The organism is Wolbachia endosymbiont (group A) of Beris morrisii (assembly GCF_964028185.1).
Classification (GTDB): Bacteria; Pseudomonadota; Alphaproteobacteria; order Rickettsiales; family Anaplasmataceae; genus Wolbachia.
On sequence record NZ_OZ034760.1, the window covers coordinates 681,411 to 705,193 of the forward strand.

Below are 23,783 nucleotides of genomic sequence, written 5' to 3' on the forward strand. Positions count from 1 at the left end.
TAAAAAAAAATACTTGCGTAACTTCGAATAGTCTATTATGCAAGGTAGTAGTGTAAACGTATAGTGAGCAGTGTATAATGAAAGATAAAAGCTCAAGGTTAACACTTGCAGTTATTTTTACACAATTAAGTAATCATAAAAGTTAGTGTAGAACGAGATTATACAGTTTGATTTTTTTTAATATATGTTAATTGGTATAATATAAATATAGTTAAGGAGGCGTATTATGACTGGAAGTTTGGCTAAGAAAGAAAAAACAGCAGAGGCAGGAAAAACAAGTAATCAACTTGAAAAGTGTATTGGACCAACTTTACTGAATAGGGAGGTTTATTACTCCACGCTTATCTACTATACATTAAAAGAGTTATATTCACAATTAGGTGATATCTCTTATGCTAATAAAACAAGATCAGAAAAAGAAATAATCAATTTTTATGTTCTACCTCAATTTGCACGTTTTAAAGAAATTATTGATGAAGGTATAAAAAAAGATCCTTCGTTTGCAAATTCTGCTATTGTAAAGTTTTGCTCCTCAATTATAAAAAATAATAAATTACTTAAAGAATTAGAAGAAGTTAGTATTCCTGCCAAAAACTCTAGTGTAAAGGCAAGGGTAAGCTTTCAACTGAAAAATCTGAAAGAAAAGGTGTGGTTCTTAGGAAAACTAAAGGAAAAAAAGAATTTCACTTACGTGCAGAGGGCTTTTGGGGATAAGTGGAGTTTTTATGACCTAATAAATGATAGAGATTTTAAAAAAACGTACATAGATAAAGCAGTAACAGAGTCTGCTAATAAGAGCTTTAAGGAAGATATAGATAAATGCATAGAGTTGGCAGAGCAGGGAAAAAAAGCTGCAAGTAAATATTTTGAGGGAAAAGGCGTAGAGCTTCGAGCTTATTACACAGAAACTGATAACGCTCATAGAGTTTTGAATATCAATCTTATTAATTACAATAGAAGTGAGCCAACAAAGATTAGTGACATTTTGCAGCAAGAGAAAGAACTGAATATCTATTGCAATAAAAAACGTGAAATATGCGCTCATCGAGAAGGTAAGGAAAGACATTATAAATTTGAAGAAGGCGCATGTTATGAAATGACAAGCACTTGGCCTGTAAAGGATGAGTTCGGGAATGTTTCAATTTGTACCATGATTATGAATGTGAGTAGTGGTGGCATAACTGAAGTATTAAAATTTAATGGTAAAGATTTTGTGCTATCGGAGGAGATCCGAGAATTGATAAAGCAAAACGATGAATTATATATTCAAGGTCTCTCCTTACATAATGCTGTAATAAAATCACTAAAAAAGGGTGAGGCTGCTGATGTTGTACCTACTGCTAATAATAATTTTCAAAATGAATCTATAGTGGCCTATCAAGACAAAGAACCAGAGGAGAAATTAGATCCTAAAGTTGATGCTGACAATAGCCTTCCTCCTCCTCCTTCTATTAATAGCAATGCATTAATTCAAACAGAAGTCAATTTACAGCACACTGAAACTCAACCAGAAGTTGCTTCACAACAAATGGATGAATTGATTTTAAATAATCAGATGCTGTCCGAAGAAAACGTTGAATTGAAGCAAGAAGAAGCAGAGTTGCAAGTGATAAATAAAAAGCACCATGAATTAACACAAGAAAATCAGCAACTACAGGAGAAACTAGAAACAACCCAAGCAGAAGATAATCAAACAATTGTAAAAGAGAGGCAGAATAGCGATTTACAAGATAAACTTGGAGAAGAGAGACCAGAATTCGACATTCCAGAAAACGAGTACGAGGAATTTCCAGGAGATACAATGCTTATACTTAAACTCACTGAAGATGAAGATAACGTTAATGTTACACCAGAGAAGAAAAAATTACGCAGATTTTCAAGCGTTGATAGTGGACTTGGTGATGAGCATTATGTATCGGATCAGAGACCTGTAGAAATTGAGCAAGAGCAAAAAAACACAGAATTGCAAACTGAACTGGCACAAAAAGATAAAAAGTTAGCAAGTGCGTTAGCAGAGCTACAAGGGAAAGCACAAGAACTTGAAAGTGTATGTGAAGAAAAAGGAAAGCTAAGGCAAGAGCTGGAAGTTGCTAATGCAAAAAAGGAGGAGTTAAAAAGTAAATTAAAGAAATCGCAAGAAGAACTATATCATGTGCAGGAAGGAAAGTCTGATTTAGAGGACAAGTTTGATCAGTTAGAACGCTCTAATAAGGATATAGAGGAAGATAAAGAACGGTTTTCAAAACAAGTATTAGATCTGCAAAAAGAATTATCATGCTTGAAAGAGGTAAACCAAGCATTAAGCAATGAGCTAGAAAGTGCTCAAACAGAAAAGAAAAGAGTGAATCAGAAACTTGCAGAAGCTGAGCAAAGAATTGAAGCATTAAAAAAACAGACTAGTGATTTAAAAGATAAACTTGAAAAAAAGGAGCGAGGATCAAAGGCAGAAATAGATGCAATGCGCAAGGAGTTAACGCAGCTCAAAGAAAACCTGGAGGAGAAGGCACAAAAACTTAAAAGTGTATATGAAGAAAAAAGAAAGCTAGAGGACAAGCTGAAAGGTGTTAATACAGAAAAGAAGGAATTAGAAGACAAATTAAAAGAATTTGAAAAAGAGATAGACCAAGCAGCACACATAATGAAGGAAAAGGAGCGGTTTATAAGCAATTTAAAACGTCAAATGCAAGAGTTGGAAGATGAGTATAAAGCACAACAGGAATCTTCTAAACAAGAGATATGCAACCTAGCATGGAGAGTTGAAGAGTTAAGAAGCGAGCTAGAGCGTGAGAATGAATGGGATGATAAAGTTGTAGAAATGCTTAATGGACTGGAAGAAAAAATTCGTGCTGATGGACAAAGGAGCCTCAACGATCAATTTTATACTCTAACAGGAGACATTTCTAGTGAGCCTGACAATGCTCCACGAAAGAAGATAGAGTTATCCAGATCTTTAAGCCTTGATAATGAGTCTTATGTTCCACTAGAAGGGGAGAGAAGATCACTCAGATCTTTAAGCATTGATGGCGGATATGGTAGCGATGAGGAAAATTGTGATAATGATTTATCTTCCAACATAACTACAAGTTCTATTGAGAAGGTGGCAGAGAGTAGAAACGTAGGTAGCTCGCCTTTTCTCGGTTAGGTTGGAGAAAGTGAAAAATGCAGGTTCGAAAGCATTATTGTGAAGATGGTTGGGGTTGAGTTGCAAGAGAAATACTTAAGTGGAGTGCAAAAAGTCTTTTGTGTTGATAATAATTTAAAATCTATAGTAGACTGAAAAAGATTATTAAATTATAATATAACATATGATAAAAGACGAGAAATCGAAAACAATTTTTGAAGTGGAAGGGGCAGTAACTGCTTTACTACCTGCAGCAGAATTTAGAGTGAAACTGGACAATGAACATGAGATTATCTGTCATGTATCAGGGAAAGTGAGAAGAAGTAAAATACGCATCATTATAGGGGATAGGGTGTTAGTTGAGATGAGCATTTACGATAGGAATGCGAAAAAAGGTCGGATCATTAGAAGGCTTAAAGGTACAAGTGACAGAACGATCTCTAAATAGTCTTATTCTTGCTTCATCATCGAAAAGGCGTATAGCTTTACTAAAACAAATAAATATTGAGCCAGGTTTAATTTTGCCAGCAGACATAGATGAAGCCCCTTTAAAAAAGGAACTTCCGAAGGATTACTCAATCCGTATGGCAAAAAGTAAAGCGGAGAAAATACAAAGCTCAAATCCAAATTACTTTGTGCTTGGTGTTGATACAGTTGTTGCTTGTGGTAGAAGGATATTGCTTAAAGCTGAAAACGTTGAACAAGCAGAAAAATGTATCCGCTTGTTATCAGGAAGAAGGCATAGAGTATACACCAGTGTATGTTTATTAACTCCCGATCAATCTAAACAACATATCAGGACTGTGGTTACAATAGTGAAATTTAAACGTCTCAGTGAACAAGAAATTAAGTATTATTTAGCATCAGAAGAGTGGAAAAATAGGGCAGGGGGATGCAATATACAAGGCCTAGCTGGAATGTTCGTATTGTTCTTACGCGGCTCCTACTCTTCTGTTATAGGGTTACCGTTGCATGAAACCTATTGTTTGCTAAGCAATTATTTTAACCTCAATTTATATTGAAATACCTTTATTGGTATCTTTTTCTTTTTGTGACTCAGCAATACGTTTAGTCCAATCCAGTGGTCTTTTATTTCTGTTACCTAATGCGATTCTATCGCGATCACAACTATCAGTGTGTTCTGTTAAAGTATCTTCTCTTTCTTCTTTTATTACTCCAACTTCCAGTTGTATCTTATCTTTTTCTAGCAATTTATATAGTTCGCTATTTTTATCTACGGTTGGACTAGTGTCAGCATTTTCTCGTTCTGCCACTGTTTTTACATCTGTTGAACTATCTTTTAGCAACCCGGCTGCCAATAAATGTTCTTTAGTTTGTTCACTAATTCCTCTTTGATCCACTGGTTTTAGTGGGAACTTCTGAGTTTCTTTATCCAACTTACTGGTAAATTCCGTAAGTAGAGTGTCATCTTTTTGTTCAACATTCATTAGGCTCGCTTTTAACTGTTCAGGATTTACTTGAGATTGTTCATGATTGGCATGAATTGGAGATGAATAGCCCGAATCATTTGTTTTTACATCTGTTGAACTGTCTTTTAGCAATCCATCTTCTCTCAAGCGTTTTTTAGTTTCTTCACTAATTCCTCTTTGATCCACTGGTTTTAGTGGAAACTTCTGAGTTTCTTTATCCAACTTACTGGTAAATTCCGTAAGTAGAGTATCATCTCTTTGTTCAACATTCATTAGGCTCGCTTTTAACTGTCCAGGATTTACTTGAGATTGTTCATGATTGGCATGAGTTGGAGATGAATAGCCCGAATCATTTGTTTTTACATCTGTTGAACTGTCTTTTAGCAATCCATCTTCTCTCAAGCGTTTTTTAGTTTCTTCACTAATCTGACTCTGATCAGCCGGTTTTAACCCGAGATTTTCTTGACCTAATGTATTTTTAAGTTCTTCAAATAGAGTTAGATTAATATGTTCTTCTAATTTCCTTCCTACCTGTTTTAAATCTGTTTGAGATTTACTATCATTATTAGTTGGAGATATATAGCCTGAATCACTTATACTATTTGATGTTGAAGCAGAGACACTAACAGTTGGACCTTCCACTGTTTTTACATCTGCTAAATTGTCTTTTTGCAACCCATCTTCTTTATCTTGTGACAGTTTATCAGTAGGATCAACTTGCCTTAATCCTCTATTATCTTGCTGTGATCTATCTCTAATTTCTTTAAGAAGATTTTCAGGCGGAGTTTGATCACTTTGTTCAATGTTCTCTAAGCTCCTCTTTGGCTGCTCAGGATCTACTTGAGGTTGAGCATGAATTTGAGATGAAGAGCCCGATTCACTTTTGCTATTGGGTTTTGGAACAGAAAATGACTGTTCACTTTCTTTCCACTCAGCACCACTAGCACTTTGGTTATCACTGTTATATATATCTGGATCTGGAGAAGGTGAATAAGGAATTCTGTCCTTTAATGTCTCTAACGGTGATGGGTTATTTTTTCTACTTCCTGCAATTGATGCTTCTCTATCATCAACATCAGTGTGCCGTAAGTTGTTTTTCTTGAAATTCCTGATCTCTTGTAATAGATCGCTTTTGCTATTTCCTTCTTGTTGCGGGATTTCAGGTTGTTGCTGATCATTAGGTGTTTGCTCACTTCTATCTGGTTTTTGGCTTCCAGGTACAGCATGTCCAAATGTAGGATTGTCATAACGTCCATCTTCTTGCCTATTATCTTGATTGTGGCTTACAGACTTGGTGAAAGTAGAACTATCTGAAGGATCAGAAGTTGCACCTTTTTGCTGATCATTAGGTGTTTGCTCACTTCTATCTGGTTTTCGGCTTCCAGGTACAGCATGTCCAAATGTAGGATTGTCATACCGTTCATCTTCTTGCCTATTATCTTGATTGTGGCTTACAGACTTGGTGAAAGTAGAACTATCTGAAGGATCAGAAGATGGAAAATCATAGTTATCTCTACTATCAGACCGTGATACAGTGGTTGCACCTTTTTGCTGATTATTAGGTGTTTGCTCATTTCCGCGCAAGTCATCTGGTTTTTGGCTTCCACTCCCTTGCTCATCGAAAACATCTTTTTTGAGTGAATTAGTTCTAGTTGGTACTTGTGGAGGAGTTTTTTTGTTCTGAGGATTTTTCCCTTGACTTCCGTAGCCTAAATCGTTTCCACTATCAGACCGTAATACAGTGGTTGCACCTTTTTGCTGATTATTAGGTGTTTGCTCATTTCCGCGCAAGCCATCTGGTTTTTGGCTTCCACTCCCTTGCTCATCGAAAACATCTTTTTTGAGTGAATTAGTTCTAGTTGGTACTTGTGGAGGAGTTTTTTTGTTCTGAGGATTTTTCCCTTGACTTCCGTAGCCTAAATCGTTTCCACTATCAGACCGTGATACAGTGGTTGCACCTTTTTGCTGATTATTAGGTGTTGGATTATTCTGTTTATCTCTTTGCCCACCATCTTGGCTTACAGGCTTGGCAGAGGTATTCCTCCTTTGCTTATTGAAAACATCTTTTTCAGGTGGTAGTGAACTAGTTCTAAGTGGTGGCAGCGGAGGGGTCTGAGACCCAACTCCTCGATTCATGTGGGTAGCTTTGTCTTTTACGATATCGTCATTTCTTATAGTACTTTCAAATGACGTTTGCATCTCATTCGCTTTTCCTTGTCCCTTTTCCCTGAATTCTATTTCATGCAAGAATAAACCACCTATTTTTACGTCTTTATTTGCTTTTAGCTGATCTTCAGTAACGCCATTACCTTCAATAAGTTCTATACCATCTTTATCAATATTGATTTTGATAGTACACTTTTCCCCATTCACATACCAATTTAGCGTCATCTCATATGAACCATCGGTTACGACATAATGTCTTATTTTTTTCCCTCCTTCCTCGGCAACAAAACCATGCATTCCGCTCTTTCCATCACTATGCAACGTTGAAAATCCCGAGATTCCATTCTTCTGACAAAAATCACTGTTTAAAAATTCGCTGATTTTGAACTCTTTCTTGTTATCCTCCAGTGTAATACTTGCATGATTACCATATATTGAAACTTTTTTATCTTCAACATCATCATTAATGTTATTAGCACTAGTAATATATTTATTCAACTCTTCTTTAGCTTTATCTTCAAGCTCTTGTCTAGCTGTCTTGTCGCATTCCTGAAGAATAACTCCACATGCTTTATTTTTGTCTTTATCTTCGTTCCAATCCCAATCGGCGCGTTCTGTTAAAAACTTTACTGTGTTAAAATCAACTCTAGCATTATAAATTGGGTCGTCCTTTTTATCAAATAAAGGAAAAAATTCTTGAATGCGCTCATTATAAATGTGTTCTTGTTGTGTATCGTTAGTGCTCATATACCCCTCACTAATAACCCTCTGCCTTTAGTTCTAGCTAATACTAGCTAATATAATTATCACGAGCATTGGTTGAATTTTTATTAAGGAAGGTTGTGTTGTTACTCAGATGGCAACTTTTAGTTGGCGCCTAATTTTAAATATCTGTTGCTCATAGTGAATACTTCTGGATCTTTAGAAGTTAGCTTGAGTATAGCAAGTATGTTGATAAACAACAAAGCAGCAATCGAGATATCAGCGACATCCCATAGCAACCGGACTTTACCTATCGCACCAAGCGGAATGATCATGGTAAAAATTACAATCCAGATTTTAGTGTATTTATTATCCATAGACACATAACGTATTGTCTGTTTTGAGCAAAAAAACCAAGTAAAAATAGTAGTGAAAGCAAAACAAAACATTATGGCCATAATTAAATAGTCAATATAGGGCCAATTCATAGCTTTTCTAAAAGCAAATATGCACATGTTAGTACTCTCTAAATCAGTGACCCAAGAATCTGTGACAAGCAGTACCATTGTTGTAATAAACACTATGAATGCAACTATAAAAGGCGATATTATTGTGATTAGGCTCTGTTCAATAATAAATTTATTGTTATTTTTCTTAGGAACAATTGAAGAGTGCACGATTCCTTCGAGGCCAAGCCCTATATCTGTTGCAAAAATACCTCGCAAAGTTCCGACTTGAATAATAGTCAACATTTCTAAAATCAAACCTAGAGATAAACCAGAATTAAAGCTACTAGTTGTAAAAAAACTGCTTGTTATTAATTTTAGAGAAGGAAGGATATTTTCACTAAACTTAAATAATATGATACCGCAAAGTATGAGGTAACTTACCGTCATTATCGGTATCATAGCCGATATAAAAATTTTAATTTTTTTTAAGCTGAGAGCTGCAACAACAAAAAATATTATGGCCATTACAATGCCACCAACAACTGCAGGCACATCTATCATGTTAAGTGGTATTGATAGAGAATTTACCTGAACAAGGTTACCAACTGTTATTGAAACCATCATCATAACAACTAGAAACACAATTGTAGCTTTTCTAGAGTTAAATGCATCAGCCATGTAGGCTACGGGGCCACCTATAAACCGTCCGTTCTTTTCCTTTCTGGTTTTTATACTTAGATAACAAGTGACATATTTTATCACAGAAGTGATAACAATAATTATCGCCATCCATAAAATAGAGCCCGGTCCCCCGGTTTTTAGAGCAACAGCAGTTCCTGAAATATTTCCTACTCCTAAATTTCCCCCTAAGATTGTAAACAGGGCGGCTATAGAAGAAAATTTATTTTCTCCTTTTTTAGCTCCAAGGAGTGAAAGGGCGTATGGTAATCTAAATATCTGTAGCCATTTTAGTTTAACCGATAGGTAAACACCAGCAACTAGCATGAGTAATATTGTTGGCAGTAATAAAACAAACTTTACTGTATCCATCTGTAAAAGTGAGTGTTTTGACTTAAGTATACATACAAAAGTTGAAAATACCTAACCTATTTTCTATGGGAGTTCGTATGACTTCGTTTCTGTCATCCTAGCACCCCTTTCCTGTCATCCAAGTAGCTGATACTGGGACCAGTTTTCCATATCAAAAATTTTTATTTTAACATAATACTAGCTGCTCTCATACTCAGTTTTTAGTCAAAGTCAGTGTCAAGCTCTACAAAGTATTTTTCCGCTTCTTTCTGCGCTCTGTTCGCGTTGTTGACTAACTAAATGTAAGCTGCCACGTATACTGAAGTTGTGATATATACGATAAATAGAAATAATCGTATAAAAGAAAAGAAGATATTGGATATCTTCTTTTTTTACTGTGATTAAAGATACATTGTATCTAGAGCGTGTATTGCATCTGCCATAAGTGATAATTTTATGCTCTCAGCAGAGAGATTGTCTGCAGTAGCTAGCTAATTTCTCACTAAGTGTTACTTCTTGTGAATGAGGTTGAGAATATGAAAAATTAGTATTATTACACCAGTGCTTGCACACTTTATGCCAGTACGTACCACTATTGTGTCTTTGGTCGCATATTTTGACGCAATCGCCGTATGTATGTTGTATGGGTACCTCATTTTCACTATTCATGGAATTCCGTAGATCAAGTTTTTGTGTATGTTTTGTCATAATATACTCCTTAATTTAAAAATTAATATAATTTTAACATATAAATGCAGATATTATATTAATATTAGTATAATTACTTTTCAGAGCAGTAATATATAGCTTATGATACCTTTTGAAAAGATTTATGCCTTTTATCGTTCTTAATTTTCAGAAAAAACAGGTTATCTGTTTTCAAGTAGCTAATTATAGAAGTAATCGTATTAAAAAAAAGAAGATATTCAATATCTTCTTTTTTTATTGTGATTAAAGATACATTGGATCTAGATCATGTATTTCATCTGCCATAGACAATAATTTCAAGCTCTCGTCAAGGAGATTATTTGCACTAGCTGTTAATTTCCCACTAAGTGTTGGTTTTGATGAATGAGATGGGGAATTTTGAGGACTCTGAGAAATACATTTTTCAAAGCAATCAATATCTACCATCTCAGCTCTATTACCTTTTCCATCTGCAGAACCAAGTACCGTACATTTATCTCTGCATTTTAACACATTATCCATATCCATAATATACTCCTTAATTAAAAAATCAATATAATATTAACATGTAAATATTAATGATATACTAATATCAGTATAATTGCTTTTCAGAGATATAGCTTATGATATCTTTTGAAAAGATTTATGCCTCTTATTATTTAATCTGCAAATTCTTTATTGAAAAATTCAGGAAAATGCTGTATAATTACTCATAAACTTTGGTAGAACTTATGGCAGATTCAAGAGTTAATGTAACCTTCGACCCAGAAACTTCACAACACCTTATTGAACTAGCTAAAGCCACTAAACAACTGTTTAAAAATTAACAGGAAAGCTAGTCAAAGAAGCGATCGAGCTTGAAGTAGAAGATGTAGCGTTTTCTAAAGTGATTAGAGAATTAAGTGATGATGATGCAGAAGAAGTAGATGATAGTGAAGGCATCTGGAAATAAGCGATATACTATTAAATATTTCAAACATGTTATTAAGAGAAATTTGCCTTCCTTACCACAGGACGTAAAGCCAAGTATTAAAAACGCAATAAAAGAGCGTCTTGAGACTGATCCTGTTAGTAATGGTATATTATTACGCAATAGATTAAAGGGACATAGAAGAATAAAAGTTGCTGATTACCATGTAAATACCGCAAAACGCATAGTAACTATTATTTCAATAGGACATAGGGATAACATTTTTAAACTATTGAACCTATCACTGGACTGATAACTTACTCGCCCCCTGAGAACTCTATTTTTCATACCACTCATTTATAAGTTCATTGACATCAGAATTTATAAAATTCTTTAGTGGCTGTTTGATTTTTATCTCAGCACTTTTAGGGATGCACCTATCTTTACATATCGCATAATTTATATGGAAGTTAAGGTCAATATACCCTTGATTTGAAAACACATTCATCTTAAAGGGAAATAATACCATATCCTCATATACGTTACTGATAAATATCTCTCTTCCTACTTTATCTCTATGTTCCTTTGGAGTAGGCCAGTAAATATCTATGTTTAATGTGTTACCCTTACAATCAAAAGAAGTGGGAAAACCGAAATCTCCAGGATCTTTATAATATATGTGCCAGCCTGGTTCTACTGTAACCCTTATTGCACCTTTAAGAGTGAGGCTTGCTTCATTTATCTCGCCAATAAGTAAATCAAATTTTGCAATTTCCTCATCAGCATATAGTTGAGTGCAAGAAAAAAATAAAAACAATATTAAATATATATGTATTTTCATTAAGGTAAAATTCTCCTTTTATAGAGAAAGTGATTTAGATTTTAATTATTATATTTAATAGTATTATATAGATTATTTATTAACATAGCATTATTCTAATATATACAACTGTAATATAAATGGGTGAAAAGAATAAGTCATTGTGGAAAACACATATAGCTAAACTGACTTAGATTTACCGACAATTTGAAAAACAAAAATTCGTCATTCCGCTACTTGTTAGCGGAATCTATCCGCGGCGGTATGACGTAGGAGAACCTTTCTTGGGTTAGCTATAGACAACCATAATATAAAAGAGTGAAACGGATGCAAACAGTAGTACATTTCTGCACCAAACGTATTACCTTTAACGAATAGTAAAATGTGAGATTTTTTGGAACTACCGTGGAGCAATTGCTCCACGGTTTCACTCTACTTAGAATCCACCCATGCCACCCATTTCTCCTGCGCCCATAGGAGATGAAGCATTTTCTTTGCTTGGTACATCAACTATCATAGATTCAGTAGTAATCAGCACACTCGCAACAGATATCGCTGTTTCAAAAGCAATACGCACCACTTTTGCTGGATCAATCACACCAGCTGTAAATGCATTAGCGTAATTCATAGCCTCAACGTTGTATATAAGCTCTTTATCATTCTGCTTAATCAAATAGTCAATTATAACAGCAGATTCAAGACCAGCATTTTTAACTAACCTTCTAATTGGAGCACTGAGAATTTTCTTGATAATGTTTATGCCTATTTGCTCTTCGTCACTTGCACCTTTTAATTTGTCGAGAACAGATGAAGCATAAAGAAGCGCAACTCCACCACCTGGAACTATGCCTTCTTCAATTGCAGCTCTTGTTGCATGCAGCGCATCTTCAACTCTATCTCTACGTTCTTTAACTTCCACTTCAGTTGCTCCACCAACTTTTAGCACAGCAACACCACCTGATAATTTCGCTAAACGTTCTCTTAGCTTTTCTTTATCATAATCAGAAGTTGAAGTTTCAATTTGAGATTTGATCTGCTCGATTCTAGCTTTCACACTGTCAGAATCGCTATTTTCGCTGACAACTGTGGTATTATCTTTAGTAATTTTAACATTTTTAGCAGTACCAAGATCATCAAGTGTCAGATCTTCCATCTTAATTCCAAGTTCATCTTTTATGACGTACTTAGCACCAGTCAAAGTTGCTATATCTTCGAGCATCTCCTTTCTTCTGTCACCAAAACCTGGAGCTTTTACTGCAGCAACTTTTAAACCACCACGCAATTTATTGATAACTAAAGTGCTTAATGCTTCACCTTCGATATCCTCTGCAATAATAACTAAAGGTTTACCAGATTTAACAACAGCTTCAAGAATAGGAAGTAAAGGTTGAATAATATTTAATTTTTTCTCTGTAATTAATAGATAAGGATTATCAAGCTCCACGATCATTTTTTCATTATTTGTAATAAAATACGGAGAAAGATAACCGCGATCAAATTGCATGCCAGTAGTCAGCTCAACTTCTAACTCTTTTGAACCTTTACTTTCTTCAACAGTTATTACACCCTCTTTTCCAACTTTTTTCACGGAATCAGCAATACTGTTACCTATATCCTTATCACCATTTGCAGAAATTATTGCAACTTGTGCCACTTCGTCTATTTTCTCTAGAGAAATTGTACGAGACATTGACGTAATTTCCTTTAATATTACATCTTTCGCCTTCTGTATTCCGTTTTTAATACCAACACGATCGTTTCCAGCAGCAATTGACTTTGAAGCTTCCATTATCATATTGCTAGTTAGTATTGAGCACGTTGTTGTACCATCACCAACTTTGTCGTTACATTGAGAACAACTTTGGGCAAAGATGCTTGCTATTGCAGCATTTAGTGGTTTTTCAGGCTTGATGCCCTTCATCACCTTATAACCATCTTTTGTAATTTCTGGTGCTCCATAGGGCTTATTAATCCCTACTGTTTTTCCCCTAGGTCCCGCAGTTATTGCCACCGTTGAGTCTACTATTGCTGCGACTTCACGAAAGGCTTCTTGCAACTGCTCACCTGATACTACTACATTAGTCATTTTTATCACCTCTTGTTAATAAAAAATTTAGAAAACTATAATAAAACCATTTACAATGCGCCATGTTGCGCTTTGTTTCAGTTTAGTAAAATAAAGACTGCTATTTAATGACAGCAAGTATATCGGACTCTTTCATCACGATAAGCTTTTCATCATTATGTTCTATTTCTGTACCAGCCCATTGACGATAGAACACTTTATCACCAGCTTTCACAGTTAAAGCTACGCGTTCGCCATTTGAGTTGCGTGAACCTTCACCAGTTGCTACAATTTCACCTTTAGTAGGTTTCTTTTCAGCACTTGATGGAAGCATAATTCCACCTTGCTTTTCCTCGCTAACAGGCTTGATCAGCACGCTATCATCCAATACATTTAAACTTACATTTGACATTTGCTTTTCCTCTCAACAAATTAACCTATAACTTTATATATATACTCGTAAGTTAGATTTCAAGGGCTGGAGCTTGTAAAATATGCACACCATTATAAAATATGTACGCCAAAAGCAGTTTCTAAAAGAGCCTAATGTTATATAATAAGATTTAGATTTATTTATGGAGATTTCATGAGTTATATACCATTCTTAAGTCGTGGTGTGATAGTGCTATATGGGCCTGACACTAGAGATTTTCTGCAGAGTATTATAACCAATGATATTAATAAGTTGGATAGCCAAAAAGCCATTTACTCTTTATTGCTTAGCCCTCAAGGAAAATATCTATATGATTTTTTTCTTATTGAATATGGTAAATACACCCTCTTGGAGTGCGAAAACATGCACTTGCAGCAAATAATCGAGAAACTAGATTTACTTAAAACTTATTTGAGGGTGAAGATTAAAGACGTTAGTGCACTATATAAGGTTGGAGTTTTGTTTAATACTAAGTCAACGGAGTGTAGTGGTAAGTCACAAGTTATTTTTCAAGATCCAAGGCACAAACTGCTAGGAATGAGGATCATACATAAAGGTGAAATAAAGGAGCCAGTTGGGGATTTTACTCAGTATGAAAAAGTTAGAATTCAAAACCTCGTTCCAGATGGAGCAAAAGATATGGTACAAAATTCATCGTTCCCACTGCAATTTTTAATCGATAAAGTAAACGGTATAAGCTTTAATAAGGGGTGTTATATAGGTCAGGAAGTCGTAAATCGAATGAGCAGACAAGAAATATTCAGAAGAAAGCTTTACCTTGTTGAGGGGGATAACGCACTTCCAGATATTGGCACTAAAGTGACAAATGAAAATAATGAGGAAATAGGGGAACTGCGCTCTAGTGTAGACAACATTGGACTTGCATTGCTTAATACTGGAAAGAGCCATGCAAATTTATATGCTAGTGGGGTCAGGTGCGTTGAGACGTTGAAGTCTTAAGGTAGCGCATATAGAAACGAAAAAGCTGCTTGACACATTTCGCCAGCCCCTTTATCATAAAACTGAAGGTATTCAGTTATCTTCATCTGTGCAGATTAAACAGCAAGAAAACAACGTAGTTGGCGTCTTATTTTTAATTTTTTGCACTATGTGCACCTTATGTCTTCACAATATTTCTAGGTTTTTACCTATATAAGCTGAAACGCGCTTATAAGTCGTTTAAGACAGTATAGTACGCCAATTTGCAGGATTAGAGAGTGACAACTAGCTAACACGGAATTTCTTTTGCCTTTTTTTCTACTTAGTAAATTTCTTAAACATTTAAACTAAGGTGAGTTGCAATTAAAAGCAGCTAAATTGCAGTGTTTAAGACTTAAAAAACGCCAATACTGAAAATAGACAATGACCAGGGCTTCTTTTGCCTTTTTTTTCATTTGGTAAATTTCTTAAATATTTATAGCTAAAAGAGCCCAAGAGAGGTGTCATTCCAGTGCCCCTGTGATGTCATTCCAGTGCTTGACACTGGAATCCAGTTTTCCATATAATCTCATCGAAAACGTTGTAACCACTTTCTATGCTAGTTTGCTTGTTTACAAGCAAACTTTCCTGGATCCCAGTGTCTGGGCACTGGGATGACACCATTCTTTTTCCTGGATTCCAAACTGGGATGACAGCTAGCCTGACAATCGTCATCCCGCTACGTGTTAGCGGGATCTAGAGATACTGTGACGGTATGACGTAGGACTGCTGTCATCCCGCTGCTTGTTAGCGGGATCTAGAGATACCGCGGCGGTATGACGTAGGGAAACCTGACTTGTTTTCTGGATCCAAGTAGTCTGGGCACTGGGATGACAAGAAGAGGGTACTGGGATGACAGGAGAAGGAGGCATTATTTTTTAGATTACTTGTCTACCTTATTTGCCGTTCTCCTGAACAAATACCTTCCACTTCTTCCACTTTAGTACTAGGCTTTGACATCATATACGTAATACCACCAACCGCTAGTGTTGCTATTGCGACTGTGGCTACCGCTATTACTATAGATATTAACTCAACTGCAATTGTTCCGGTTGTAAAAAGTGCTACTACTATTGCAGTGCCTAGTAATGCTGTTGAACAACCGGCAATAGATCCCGCTAACACGTAGCGGGATGACGAATTTGTATCGGAAAACAAGTAGTGGAATAATGACAACCACGTCATACCGCCGCGGTATCTCGGCAATAGATCCCGCTAACACGTAGCGGGATGACGAATTTGTATCGGAAAACAAGTAGCGGAATAATGACAACCACGTCATACCGCGATTTATTCGCGGTATCTCATCCGCTAACTAGTAGCGGGATGACGGTTTTTCAAATTGTCGGTAAATCTAAGTCAGTTTAGCTATATATGTTTAGGTTGTAAAATCCCAAAAAGCAGCCAGAATAGAATAAGCAAACATTTACGAATTGAATTTAGTGCAAACAAGGGTGTTGATATCAACCATACTCTGCAGAATCGCAATATGGTATGACTACATGCTCTTTATTGATTTGATTAACATAATCAGCAGAGAGTTTTGTTTTGCAAAAGATGTCTACAGTAACATACTGCAATTATTTGGAATTGTAGGGCTAGGCGCAATTGTAAGGCCACTTGGTGCATTCATATTTGGTCACGTTGGTGACAGGTATGGAAGGAGGATAGCATTAATAATTACTATCTTGCTAATATCGATACCATCAAGTCTCATTGCATTTATTCCAAGTCACAATCAAGTAGGTATAATTTCTACTATATTGCTTCTTGCAATCCATGTGACACAAGGAATTGCACTTGGTGGTGAACAAGGAAGTTCTGTTTATCTTATAGAGCATTTATCCAGTAGGAAAGAGAACTTAGGGATGTATTTTGGAATAATGGGCTTTGGTCGTTCCATTGGTGTACTGCTTTCTGCGGTGATAGTAATTATCTGCAAAAAAACTACTGATTTTTGTATCTGGGGTTGGAGATTGCCATTTATTTTCTCAGCTATTTTAGGATTAATTAGCGCGTATAGCATATACACATTGGGAGAAACTCCAGCATATGAAAAAAATCGAAAACAAAGAAATTTACCTGATTTGCCAATAATAGAGCTTATAAAGCGCCACAAGAGAGCTCTTATACTTGCTATTTTAATATCTGTACCTGTTAATGTTGCTGTTGGATTTACCATATTTCTTCGAACACTCGCAAAGGAAATAGCATCAGTGGATGTTTATGTAACGACATATATCAACGAAATTGTATTGATTATAACCAGTATATTAATGCCGATATCTTCAATAGCGTTTGGAATGTTGGCTGATAAAGTTGGAAAAGAGCGCACTGCAATCTTATTTATAGCAATTACAATGGCACTGTGTTGTCCTGCGTTATCTATTGCATATTACTACAAAAATTATCTTGTGATTGCGTTGAGCGTAATGGTTCTCTCTATAATAGAAAGGGGTATAGTTCCCATAGGAATAGTTGCATCTGAACTCTTTCCCACCAATGTCAGATTTAGTGGCGTAAGCTTATCACGTAACATCTCTTATGCATTACATGGAGGATTTACCCCTATGGTTTGTATTTGGTTGACTGTAACATTTCCTCAAACAAACCTTGCTGCTGGGCTTTATATAGTCTTCTGCTTGTTGGTCAGTGTGGTAGCAATATTGCAAATAAAGCCACAAGATAAAAAATGTGATTGGTCTTAGTTTTCTCTTATGTGATTTGATAGACCGGGAAAGGGTTTCATCTAAGTAGCTGACACCCTGACAACCGTCATCCCGCTGCTTGTTAGCGGGATCTATGTTAAGGTATGACGGTCCGCTACATGTTAGCGGCTGAGATACCGCGAATGAATCGCGGTATGACGGTTAAGGAGGGTGTCATCCCAGTGTCCCTGTAATGTCATTCCAGTGCTTGACACTGGAATCCAGCCTTTATTATGCAGCCACTTGGTTAAAATTAAGTCTTCTGGATCCCAGTGTCTGGGCACTGGGATGACACCATTTATTGTAACTCACATTTACTCTATGATTATCTTTTTAGATCACCTTGTCTACCTATTTTGCCACTCTGCTGAACGGATACGACACTGGAATCCAGAAAAAAGGATGATGTCATCCCAGTGCCCAGACACTGGGATCCAGCCTTTATCATGCAATTTTATCATATAAATCTTTCCATTCCTGATGTGTCTGTATATAAACATAATAACTTTTTATATATAGGAAATAAATTTACTGGATCCCAGTGTCAAGCACTGGGATGACAACCTCCTGGTAGACAATGTTCGTACAGCTGTGTGTCTGGGCACTGGGATGACACCCTCTGTTGTACGTCACGCGCTGGAATGACAGAGAAATCTAATTGAAATTGTTAGACCTAATTAGGTCCTTAGTCTTTCAAAAAAATCCTTTAACAAAAAAGAGCATTCTGTTTCTAATATTCCACCATAAACTTCAGGTATATGGCTGCAAAATTGAAATATCTTAGCACCATTTTCAATTCCTCCACCTTTTGGATTATAAGCTCCAAAGTACAATCGTTTAATTCTAGCAAAGGAAATAGCTTGAGCACACATCGGACATGGTTCTAATGTTACGTATATGTCAGAATCATAAAGCGTGGAAGTTGAAAATGCTTGTCTGATCGCTAACATCTCTGCATGTGCAGTTGGATCGCTGGATATATTGTGTGCAGAAGAAACAACATTGCTTCTACTTACTATTACAGCACCTATGGGAACCTCATCATTTTTTTGAGCAAGTTTGGCTTGCTCTATGGCAAGCTCCATATATTGATACTTGAACACTTTCCTTTGCTAATCTTCTTTTTTTAAATTTTATTAACTGCTGCCTTAATAAACGATATAAAAAGAGGATGAGGAGAAAACGGCTTTGATTGAAACTCTGGATGAAACTGCACACCAATAAACCACGGATGACTCTCTAACTCCACTGCCTCTATGCACGTTCCATCTTCTGATATGCCACTGCATAGAAGCCCATTTTTTTCCAAATCATCTTTATAATCTGAATTGATTATGTATCTATGCCTGTGTCTTTCTGAAATAGTAGTGTTACTATATGCATCCATCATTTTAGAGTTTGCATTTATATTACATTTGTATGCCCCAAGTCTCATGGTTCCACCAAGATCGTCATCTTGATCACCAGCTAACTTAACGATTGGATGTTTACAGTTATGAAATTCTTCAGAGTGTGCATCTTCAAGCTTAACAACATTACGAGCAAACTCAATAATTGCAAGCTGCATACCAAGGCAAATTCCGAAAAATGGGATATTATTTGTACGGGCATAATTTATTGCTAATATTTTACCCTCTACTCCGTCATCACCAAACCCCCCTGGGACAAGGATTGCATGAGAATTCTGTAATTTTTCTTCTATAAGCTTCTCATTTTTAGGTTTTTCTTCCTTTTCTCTTGAGTTAACCCAATTTATCCTTACTTTGACTTTATTACTAATTGCACCATGATTTAATGCTTCAACTAGTGATTTATACGCATCAGGGCATTCGGTGTATTTTCCCACTATAGACACAGTAACTTCCTGTGTTGGGTGCCTTATGGAATGCACTATTTGATCCCATTCAATCAAGCTTGGTTTTGGCTCACTTAAATGAAAGTGCTCCAAAATTTGCGTATCAAGCCCACATTGGCTATACAACACCGGTAACTCATATATATGACTCACATCAGGAGCAGGTATCACATTGGATAAAGAAACATTGCAAAGCTTAGCTATTTTCTCTCTTTGATTATCGAAAATTTCTTTCTCACTGCGGCATAATATAATATCTGGCTGTAACCCCGCGGAATTTAACTCTCGAACTGAATGCTGCGTTGGCTTTGTCTTTAATTCTTGCGCTGCGGTAAGATATGGTATTAAAGTTAAGTGAATAAGGATAACTCTTTGTTTTCCTAATGTGTAGTTAACTTGGCGTATAGCCTCCAAAAATGGTTGGCTTTCAATGTCACCTACAGTTCCGCCTATTTCACATATTACAAAATCTAAACCTTCCGTACCATTAAAAATGAACGATTTGATTAAATCTGTTACATGAGGAATGACTTGCACAGTTTTGCCCAGATAATCACCACGCCTCTCTTTCTTCAATAACTCATGATATATCTTACCAGTTGTTATATTGTCATCTTTTGTTGCTTTAATTCCAGTAAAACGCTCATAATGCCCAAGATCCAAATCAGTTTCAGCACCATCCTCGGTAACAAACACCTCTCCGTGCTGAGTTGGGTTCATTGTCCCAGGATCAATGTTGAGATACGGGTCAAGTTTTCTGATACGGATCTTAAAACCGTGAGCTTGAAGAAGCGCACCAACGCTTGAAGAAACTAAGCCTTTACCAAGCGACGATACAACTCCACCTGTGACAAAGATAAATTTAGCTTCCTTCATTAATTTTCAAATGGAACAGAAGTAGATTCACTTTCTTGCTTTTTTTCTAATATAATTTTTTCTACGATCGATTTTTTATGTACGTCTTTTGAACATAATCCTGACAATAGCAATGTGTTTATAATAAACAATCCAGCAACAATAGCCGTTATTCTGCTGAGCGGGTTTTCAGAAGATTTCACCGGAATCATCGAATTGACCCCTTGTTGTGTATTACTAAAACCACTTAATGAACTACTCCCAGGTGGCTGCAAGAGCACTAAAATTACTAACACAACAACCAATATTATTTGAAATATACTTAATACCGCTACTGACATTATAGATAGGGCTGAAAATAAAAATCTTAGCAGTACAAAGCACGTAAGTCAAGAACATCTGTTACCCAAGTAGCTTGAAATCTAAGTATGTATTTACTGCTTACCTTATTTTGATTAACATATGCATAAAACTTTGGGCTTAATATGTATCACATTTTAAAATACAAAGATTATGAACCAAAAATAGACGAAAGTGCTTTCATTGCAGGTGGTTCGCATATCATAGGCAAGGTTGAAATAGGAAGAGATGCAAGCATCTGGTTTAATTGTGTAATCAGAGGAGACGTTGGATCAATAAAAATAGGTGATGGAACAAATATTCAAGATGGAACGGTAATTCATGTGGATAGAAACCCAGGTGGTGACACAATTATTGGCAGTATGGTAACAGTGGGACATTTTTGTATGTTGCACGCATGCACGGTGCATGATAAAGCGTTTATTGGTATGGGCTCTACCGTGATGGACCATGCAGTTGTGGAGCCTGAAGCTATGGTAGCTGCTGGCTCACTGGTAACACACGGAAAAGTGATAAAAAGTGGTGAAATATGGGCTGGCAGGCCAGCAAAATTCTTCAAAAAAATGTCGAATGAAGAAATTAAACATATTGCACAGTCGGCACAAAATTATATTATGCTAATGAAAGAATACAAAAACTGAAGTTTGCGTCAAGTGTTTTACTTGACGCGTATGGCTCAACCCTTGTTACTTCCCTTTATTATTCCCATCTACTTCTTGTGCTTTCGCCCCATCTACTTGAGTACTAGGTAATGCTGCATATGTAATACCACCGGCTACAAGAGCAGATGCTACTGCTATACCAATCATTACTAACATATCTAACCTAACTGTACGTTCAAGTGCAGTAAATGCTATCAGTCCAGCAGCAAGACCCATACCAACAGTAGCAGTGTACCGTGCTCCATTGCCTTGTTTTGGTTGCTCAGTTGTTTTGCTTTTATCTTCTAATGTTTGTTTTTCCTTCTGTAATTTATCAACAAGACTTTTACTCTCTTCTAATTGTTTATTTAACTCCACAACTTCAGCATTTTTAGCTTGCAACTGCTGAACTTGAGCTTTTAATTGTGTTATTTCCTCATCTTTAGCTTGTAACTGAGCAACTCCAACCTTTAGTGTACTTATTTCCTTCTCTTTCTCTTTTAACAGTTGCTGTAAGTCCGCAACTTCCTTACTGGACTTACTTGCATTTATTATACTGTTCTTTAACTCTTTCTTAATCGACTCCACAATTGCATCTACACTTTTATCTTTATTACCCTCTATTAAAGATATTATTTTGCCCTGTAACTCTTTATGCAATGACTCCTTACCTTGTACTTCTGATAAATTATTGCTTATGATATCTTCTATTGTGTTCTTTAATTTTTCATCATATAAGCTCTTAACTTTGCCTTCTAACTCTTGACCTTCTGATTCGATGAGAATTTTTATTCCTCCGTTTAACTCTTCAGTAAATAAACTATCAATTGCATCATTAACTTTCTTCTGTTCATCTGTTGAACTTGCTAGTTGCTGTTGTAAGTCTGTTTTTTCCGTGTTAGCTGTGTCCAATTGAGTTTGTAATTCTTGCTGTTTGTTCTCAGCTCCAGTTAATTTAGCTTGTAAGTCTTGTGTTTTAGCTTTCAATTCTTCCTTTTCCTTTTCTAATTCTTGTTTCAATTTCTCCTCAGCTTCTTTCTTTGCAGCTTCTAATTCTTCTTTGCTCTTGTTAGCTTTCTCCAATTGACCTTGTAATTCTTTCTGTTTCTCCTCAGCTTCTTTCTTTGCAGCTTCTAATTCTTGATTTGCCGTCTGTAACGTTGTAACATCAGTATTTTCAGCTTCTAAATCTTTTATTTTCTCGTCTTTATCTTTTAACTGAGCAGCATCTGGTCGGTTGCTTAACTGTGCTTCTAAATCTTTTATTTTCTCGTCTTTATCTTTTAACTGAGCAGCATCTGGTTGGGTTTTTAGCTGTGTTTCTAATTCTGTTATTTTCTCCTCAGCTTCTTTCTTTGCAGCTTCTAATTCTTCAACTTTCTCCTCAATTGTTTTATTTGCAGTTTCTAATTCTTCGCCTTTCTTCTTTAACTGCTCTTCTAATGTTGTTTTTTCGTCTTTAGCTTTCTTATTTGCATCTTCTAATGCTTGTTTTTCCTTCTCAACTGCACCCTTTTGAGTTTTTAATTGTGTTATTTCTTGATCTTTAGCTTCTAATTCTTTTATCTTATCCTCTTTCTCTTGTAACTGAGCAGCATCTGGTCGGGTTTTTAGCTGTGTTTCTAATTCTGTTATTTTCTCCTCAGCTTCTTTCTTTGCAGTTTCTAATTCTTCAACTTTCTCCTCAATTGTTTTATTTGCAGCTTCCAATTCTGTTATTTTAGCATTTTTCTCTTCTAACAATTGTATCATGGGATGTTTAGATAGGTCTTTTACCACAACCTCCTCTTTCTCATCGTTAAGGCCTAACAGATTTTTCATTTCTTCTGGGCGACCATGATATTTGCCACCCTTTTCCCCAACGAATTTTACATCTATGATTATATCATCTCCTAGTTCTTCTTGAAGATAAAAACCAGTAACATATAGTTGTTTATTATTTAGCGTATAGCCCGCATAAAACTTGTCATCAATTATATCACCACTCTTATCTACGTCTTTATACTTTTTAAATTCTTCATAATCATCTTCTTTTATAACAAGCACTATTTTATTACCAGCAATCCGTATTGTACCATTAATCCCTGTAAGCATATTAAACCTCAATATGTATAATTAACATTACATAATACCTTTAGAACCTAAGGTCAAGTAATATTTTTATCATAGCATAGAAAATTTATGTTCGTAAACAAAAAATTTTGGCGTAAAACTGCTGTATTTACTTAATTGTGCTATAGCTAAAATAATAAGTAGGGCTTACTGGATTCCAGCGTTACGTGCTGGAATGACATGGTTTTAGGTGTTATGTAATCATGGAAATCACCGTAGGGTGTCATCCCAGTGCTTGACACTGGGATCCAGGAATTTTATTAAGTTGGTAAGCATAAAAGTAGCCGTTTTATGTAAAAATACAACGTTTTGATGATTATGAAAAGGCTGGATTCCAGTGTCAAGCACTGGAATGACACCATTTGCTGTGCAATTTACCTTCAAAAATGAATGTTCGTACAGTTATGTGCTTGACACTGGAATCCAGGAAACTTAGTTAATATATATAGGGAAACCTTAGCT

General features: G+C 35.8%; 24 protein-coding genes. 9 read left to right on the top strand and 15 right to left on the bottom strand.

From position 1 onward, the window contains the following. Positions 1–226: 226 nt before the first annotated feature. From ABWU69_RS03490 to ABWU69_RS03500, 3 genes are all read left to right on the top strand, one after another. Positions 227–3,142 carry a hypothetical protein gene (locus ABWU69_RS03490; RefSeq protein ID WP_265035571.1) on the top strand — a complete coding sequence of 972 codons (2,916 nt, stop codon included), beginning with the start codon at positions 227–229 and terminating at the stop codon, positions 3,140–3,142. Positions 3,143–3,305: 163 nt separating this feature from the next. Beyond that, positions 3,306–3,569, top strand: coding sequence for a translation initiation factor IF-1 (infA, locus tag ABWU69_RS03495; RefSeq protein ID WP_164224845.1), 264 nt, complete (start codon positions 3,306–3,308; stop codon positions 3,567–3,569). Beyond that, entirely contained in the window at positions 3,547–4,143 is a 597-nt protein-coding gene (locus ABWU69_RS03500) for a Maf family nucleotide pyrophosphatase (RefSeq protein ID WP_265035573.1), read from the top strand. The genes infA and ABWU69_RS03500 overlap by 23 nt, the downstream gene beginning before the upstream one ends. Here the strand turns inward: ABWU69_RS03500 and ABWU69_RS03505 are convergent. The 4 genes from ABWU69_RS03505 to ABWU69_RS03520 form a co-directional block, all read right to left on the bottom strand. Next, positions 4,135–7,464: a hypothetical protein gene (locus ABWU69_RS03505; protein WP_353285397.1), complete on the bottom strand. Its 3,330-nt coding sequence runs from the start codon at positions 7,462–7,464 to the stop codon at positions 4,135–4,137. The genes ABWU69_RS03500 and ABWU69_RS03505 overlap by 9 nt on opposite strands. A 119-nt stretch (positions 7,465–7,583) precedes the next feature. Beyond that, positions 7,584–8,918, bottom strand: a complete 1,335-nt coding sequence (locus tag ABWU69_RS03510; RefSeq protein ID WP_265035577.1) for an alanine:cation symporter family protein — start codon at positions 8,916–8,918, stop codon at positions 7,584–7,586. Between the two features lie 441 nt (positions 8,919–9,359). Continuing rightward, on the bottom strand, positions 9,360–9,605 hold the full coding sequence (locus ABWU69_RS03515) for a hypothetical protein (RefSeq protein ID WP_265035579.1): 246 nt from the start codon (positions 9,603–9,605) through the stop codon (positions 9,360–9,362). Positions 9,606–9,848: 243 nt separating this feature from the next. Further along, a complete protein-coding gene (locus ABWU69_RS03520) occupies positions 9,849–10,112 on the bottom strand; it encodes a hypothetical protein (RefSeq protein WP_265035581.1) in 264 nt (87 codons plus the stop codon). A 398-nt stretch (positions 10,113–10,510) separates the two neighbouring features. Between ABWU69_RS03520 and ABWU69_RS03525 the strand changes: the two genes are divergently transcribed. Beyond that, on the top strand, positions 10,511–10,807 hold the full coding sequence (locus ABWU69_RS03525) for a type II toxin-antitoxin system RelE family toxin (RefSeq protein ID WP_353285398.1): 297 nt from the start codon (positions 10,511–10,513) through the stop codon (positions 10,805–10,807). Positions 10,808–10,831: 24 nt separating this feature from the next. On the opposite strand, the gene ABWU69_RS03530 is transcribed toward ABWU69_RS03525, so the two are convergent. From ABWU69_RS03530 to ABWU69_RS03540, 3 genes are all read right to left on the bottom strand, one after another. After that, entirely contained in the window at positions 10,832–11,335 is a 504-nt protein-coding gene (locus tag ABWU69_RS03530) for a protein-disulfide reductase DsbD domain-containing protein (RefSeq protein WP_265035583.1), read from the bottom strand. Positions 11,336–11,750: 415 nt separating this feature from the next. Beyond that, a complete protein-coding gene (gene groL, locus ABWU69_RS03535) occupies positions 11,751–13,400 on the bottom strand; it encodes a chaperonin GroEL (protein WP_265025571.1) in 1,650 nt (549 codons plus the stop codon). A 100-nt stretch (positions 13,401–13,500) separates the two neighbouring features. After that, positions 13,501–13,791: a co-chaperone GroES gene (locus ABWU69_RS03540; protein ID WP_265035585.1), complete on the bottom strand. Its 291-nt coding sequence runs from the start codon at positions 13,789–13,791 to the stop codon at positions 13,501–13,503. Positions 13,792–13,965: 174 nt separating this feature from the next. Between ABWU69_RS03540 and ABWU69_RS03545 the strand changes: the two genes are divergently transcribed. Next, positions 13,966–14,772 (top strand): YgfZ/GcvT domain-containing protein, encoded by an 807-nt coding sequence (locus ABWU69_RS03545; protein WP_353285399.1) that lies wholly within the window; start codon positions 13,966–13,968, stop codon positions 14,770–14,772. A gap of 504 nt (positions 14,773–15,276) precedes the next feature. Here the strand turns inward: ABWU69_RS03545 and ABWU69_RS03550 are convergent. Genes ABWU69_RS03550 through ABWU69_RS03560 form a run of 3 tightly spaced genes read right to left on the bottom strand, consistent with a single transcriptional unit; the run spans position 15,277 to position 15,915 of the window. Then, positions 15,277–15,465: a hypothetical protein gene (locus ABWU69_RS03550; protein WP_265034312.1), complete on the bottom strand. Its 189-nt coding sequence runs from the start codon at positions 15,463–15,465 to the stop codon at positions 15,277–15,279. An 11-nt stretch (positions 15,466–15,476) separates the two neighbouring features. After that, positions 15,477–15,662, bottom strand: coding sequence for a hypothetical protein (locus ABWU69_RS03555; protein WP_265035587.1), 186 nt, complete (start codon positions 15,660–15,662; stop codon positions 15,477–15,479). A gap of 19 nt (positions 15,663–15,681) precedes the next feature. Next, positions 15,682–15,915 carry a hypothetical protein gene (locus ABWU69_RS03560; protein ID WP_265035588.1) on the bottom strand — a complete coding sequence of 78 codons (234 nt, stop codon included), beginning with the start codon at positions 15,913–15,915 and terminating at the stop codon, positions 15,682–15,684. A gap of 105 nt (positions 15,916–16,020) precedes the next feature. Here ABWU69_RS03560 and ABWU69_RS03565 point away from each other — a divergent pair, with 105 nt between their 5' ends. From ABWU69_RS03565 to ABWU69_RS03580, 3 genes are all read left to right on the top strand, one after another. Continuing rightward, entirely contained in the window at positions 16,021–16,158 is a 138-nt protein-coding gene (locus ABWU69_RS03565) for a hypothetical protein (protein ID WP_265035589.1), read from the top strand. Positions 16,159–16,292: 134 nt separating this feature from the next. Next, positions 16,293–17,498, top strand: coding sequence for an MFS transporter (locus tag ABWU69_RS03570; RefSeq protein ID WP_353285423.1), 1,206 nt, complete (start codon positions 16,293–16,295; stop codon positions 17,496–17,498). 204 nt (positions 17,499–17,702) lie between these two features. After that, complete coding sequence (locus tag ABWU69_RS03580; protein ID WP_353285456.1) at positions 17,703–17,963, top strand: hypothetical protein; 261 nt, start codon at positions 17,703–17,705, stop codon at positions 17,961–17,963. A 212-nt stretch (positions 17,964–18,175) separates the two neighbouring features. Here ABWU69_RS03580 and ABWU69_RS03585 read toward each other — a convergent pair whose 3' ends face one another. The 3 genes from ABWU69_RS03585 to secG are packed head-to-tail and all read right to left on the bottom strand — an operon-like array spanning position 18,176 to position 20,549. Beyond that, positions 18,176–18,583 (bottom strand): nucleoside deaminase, encoded by a 408-nt coding sequence (locus ABWU69_RS03585; protein WP_353285400.1) that lies wholly within the window; start codon positions 18,581–18,583, stop codon positions 18,176–18,178. Between the two features lie 41 nt (positions 18,584–18,624). Beyond that, complete coding sequence (locus tag ABWU69_RS03590; protein WP_353285401.1) at positions 18,625–20,229, bottom strand: CTP synthase; 1,605 nt, start codon at positions 20,227–20,229, stop codon at positions 18,625–18,627. Beyond that, a complete protein-coding gene (gene secG / locus ABWU69_RS03595; protein ID WP_265025560.1) occupies positions 20,229–20,549 on the bottom strand; it encodes a preprotein translocase subunit SecG in 321 nt (106 codons plus the stop codon). The genes ABWU69_RS03590 and secG overlap by 1 nt, the downstream gene beginning before the upstream one ends. A 144-nt stretch (positions 20,550–20,693) precedes the next feature. Here secG and ABWU69_RS03600 point away from each other — a divergent pair, with 144 nt between their 5' ends. Then, the gene (locus ABWU69_RS03600; protein ID WP_265035592.1) at positions 20,694–21,209 is read left to right on the top strand and encodes a gamma carbonic anhydrase family protein; all 516 of its coding nucleotides are present in this window, start codon (positions 20,694–20,696) and stop codon (positions 21,207–21,209) included. Between the two features lie 45 nt (positions 21,210–21,254). Here the strand turns inward: ABWU69_RS03600 and ABWU69_RS03605 are convergent, their stop codons facing one another. Both ABWU69_RS03605 and ABWU69_RS03610 read right to left on the bottom strand, forming a co-directional pair. Next, entirely contained in the window at positions 21,255–23,303 is a 2,049-nt protein-coding gene (locus ABWU69_RS03605; RefSeq protein WP_265035593.1) for a hypothetical protein, read from the bottom strand. 228 nt (positions 23,304–23,531) lie between these two features. After that, entirely contained in the window at positions 23,532–23,669 is a 138-nt protein-coding gene (locus ABWU69_RS03610) for a hypothetical protein (protein ID WP_341812860.1), read from the bottom strand. Between the last annotated feature and the right edge of the window lie 114 nt (positions 23,670–23,783).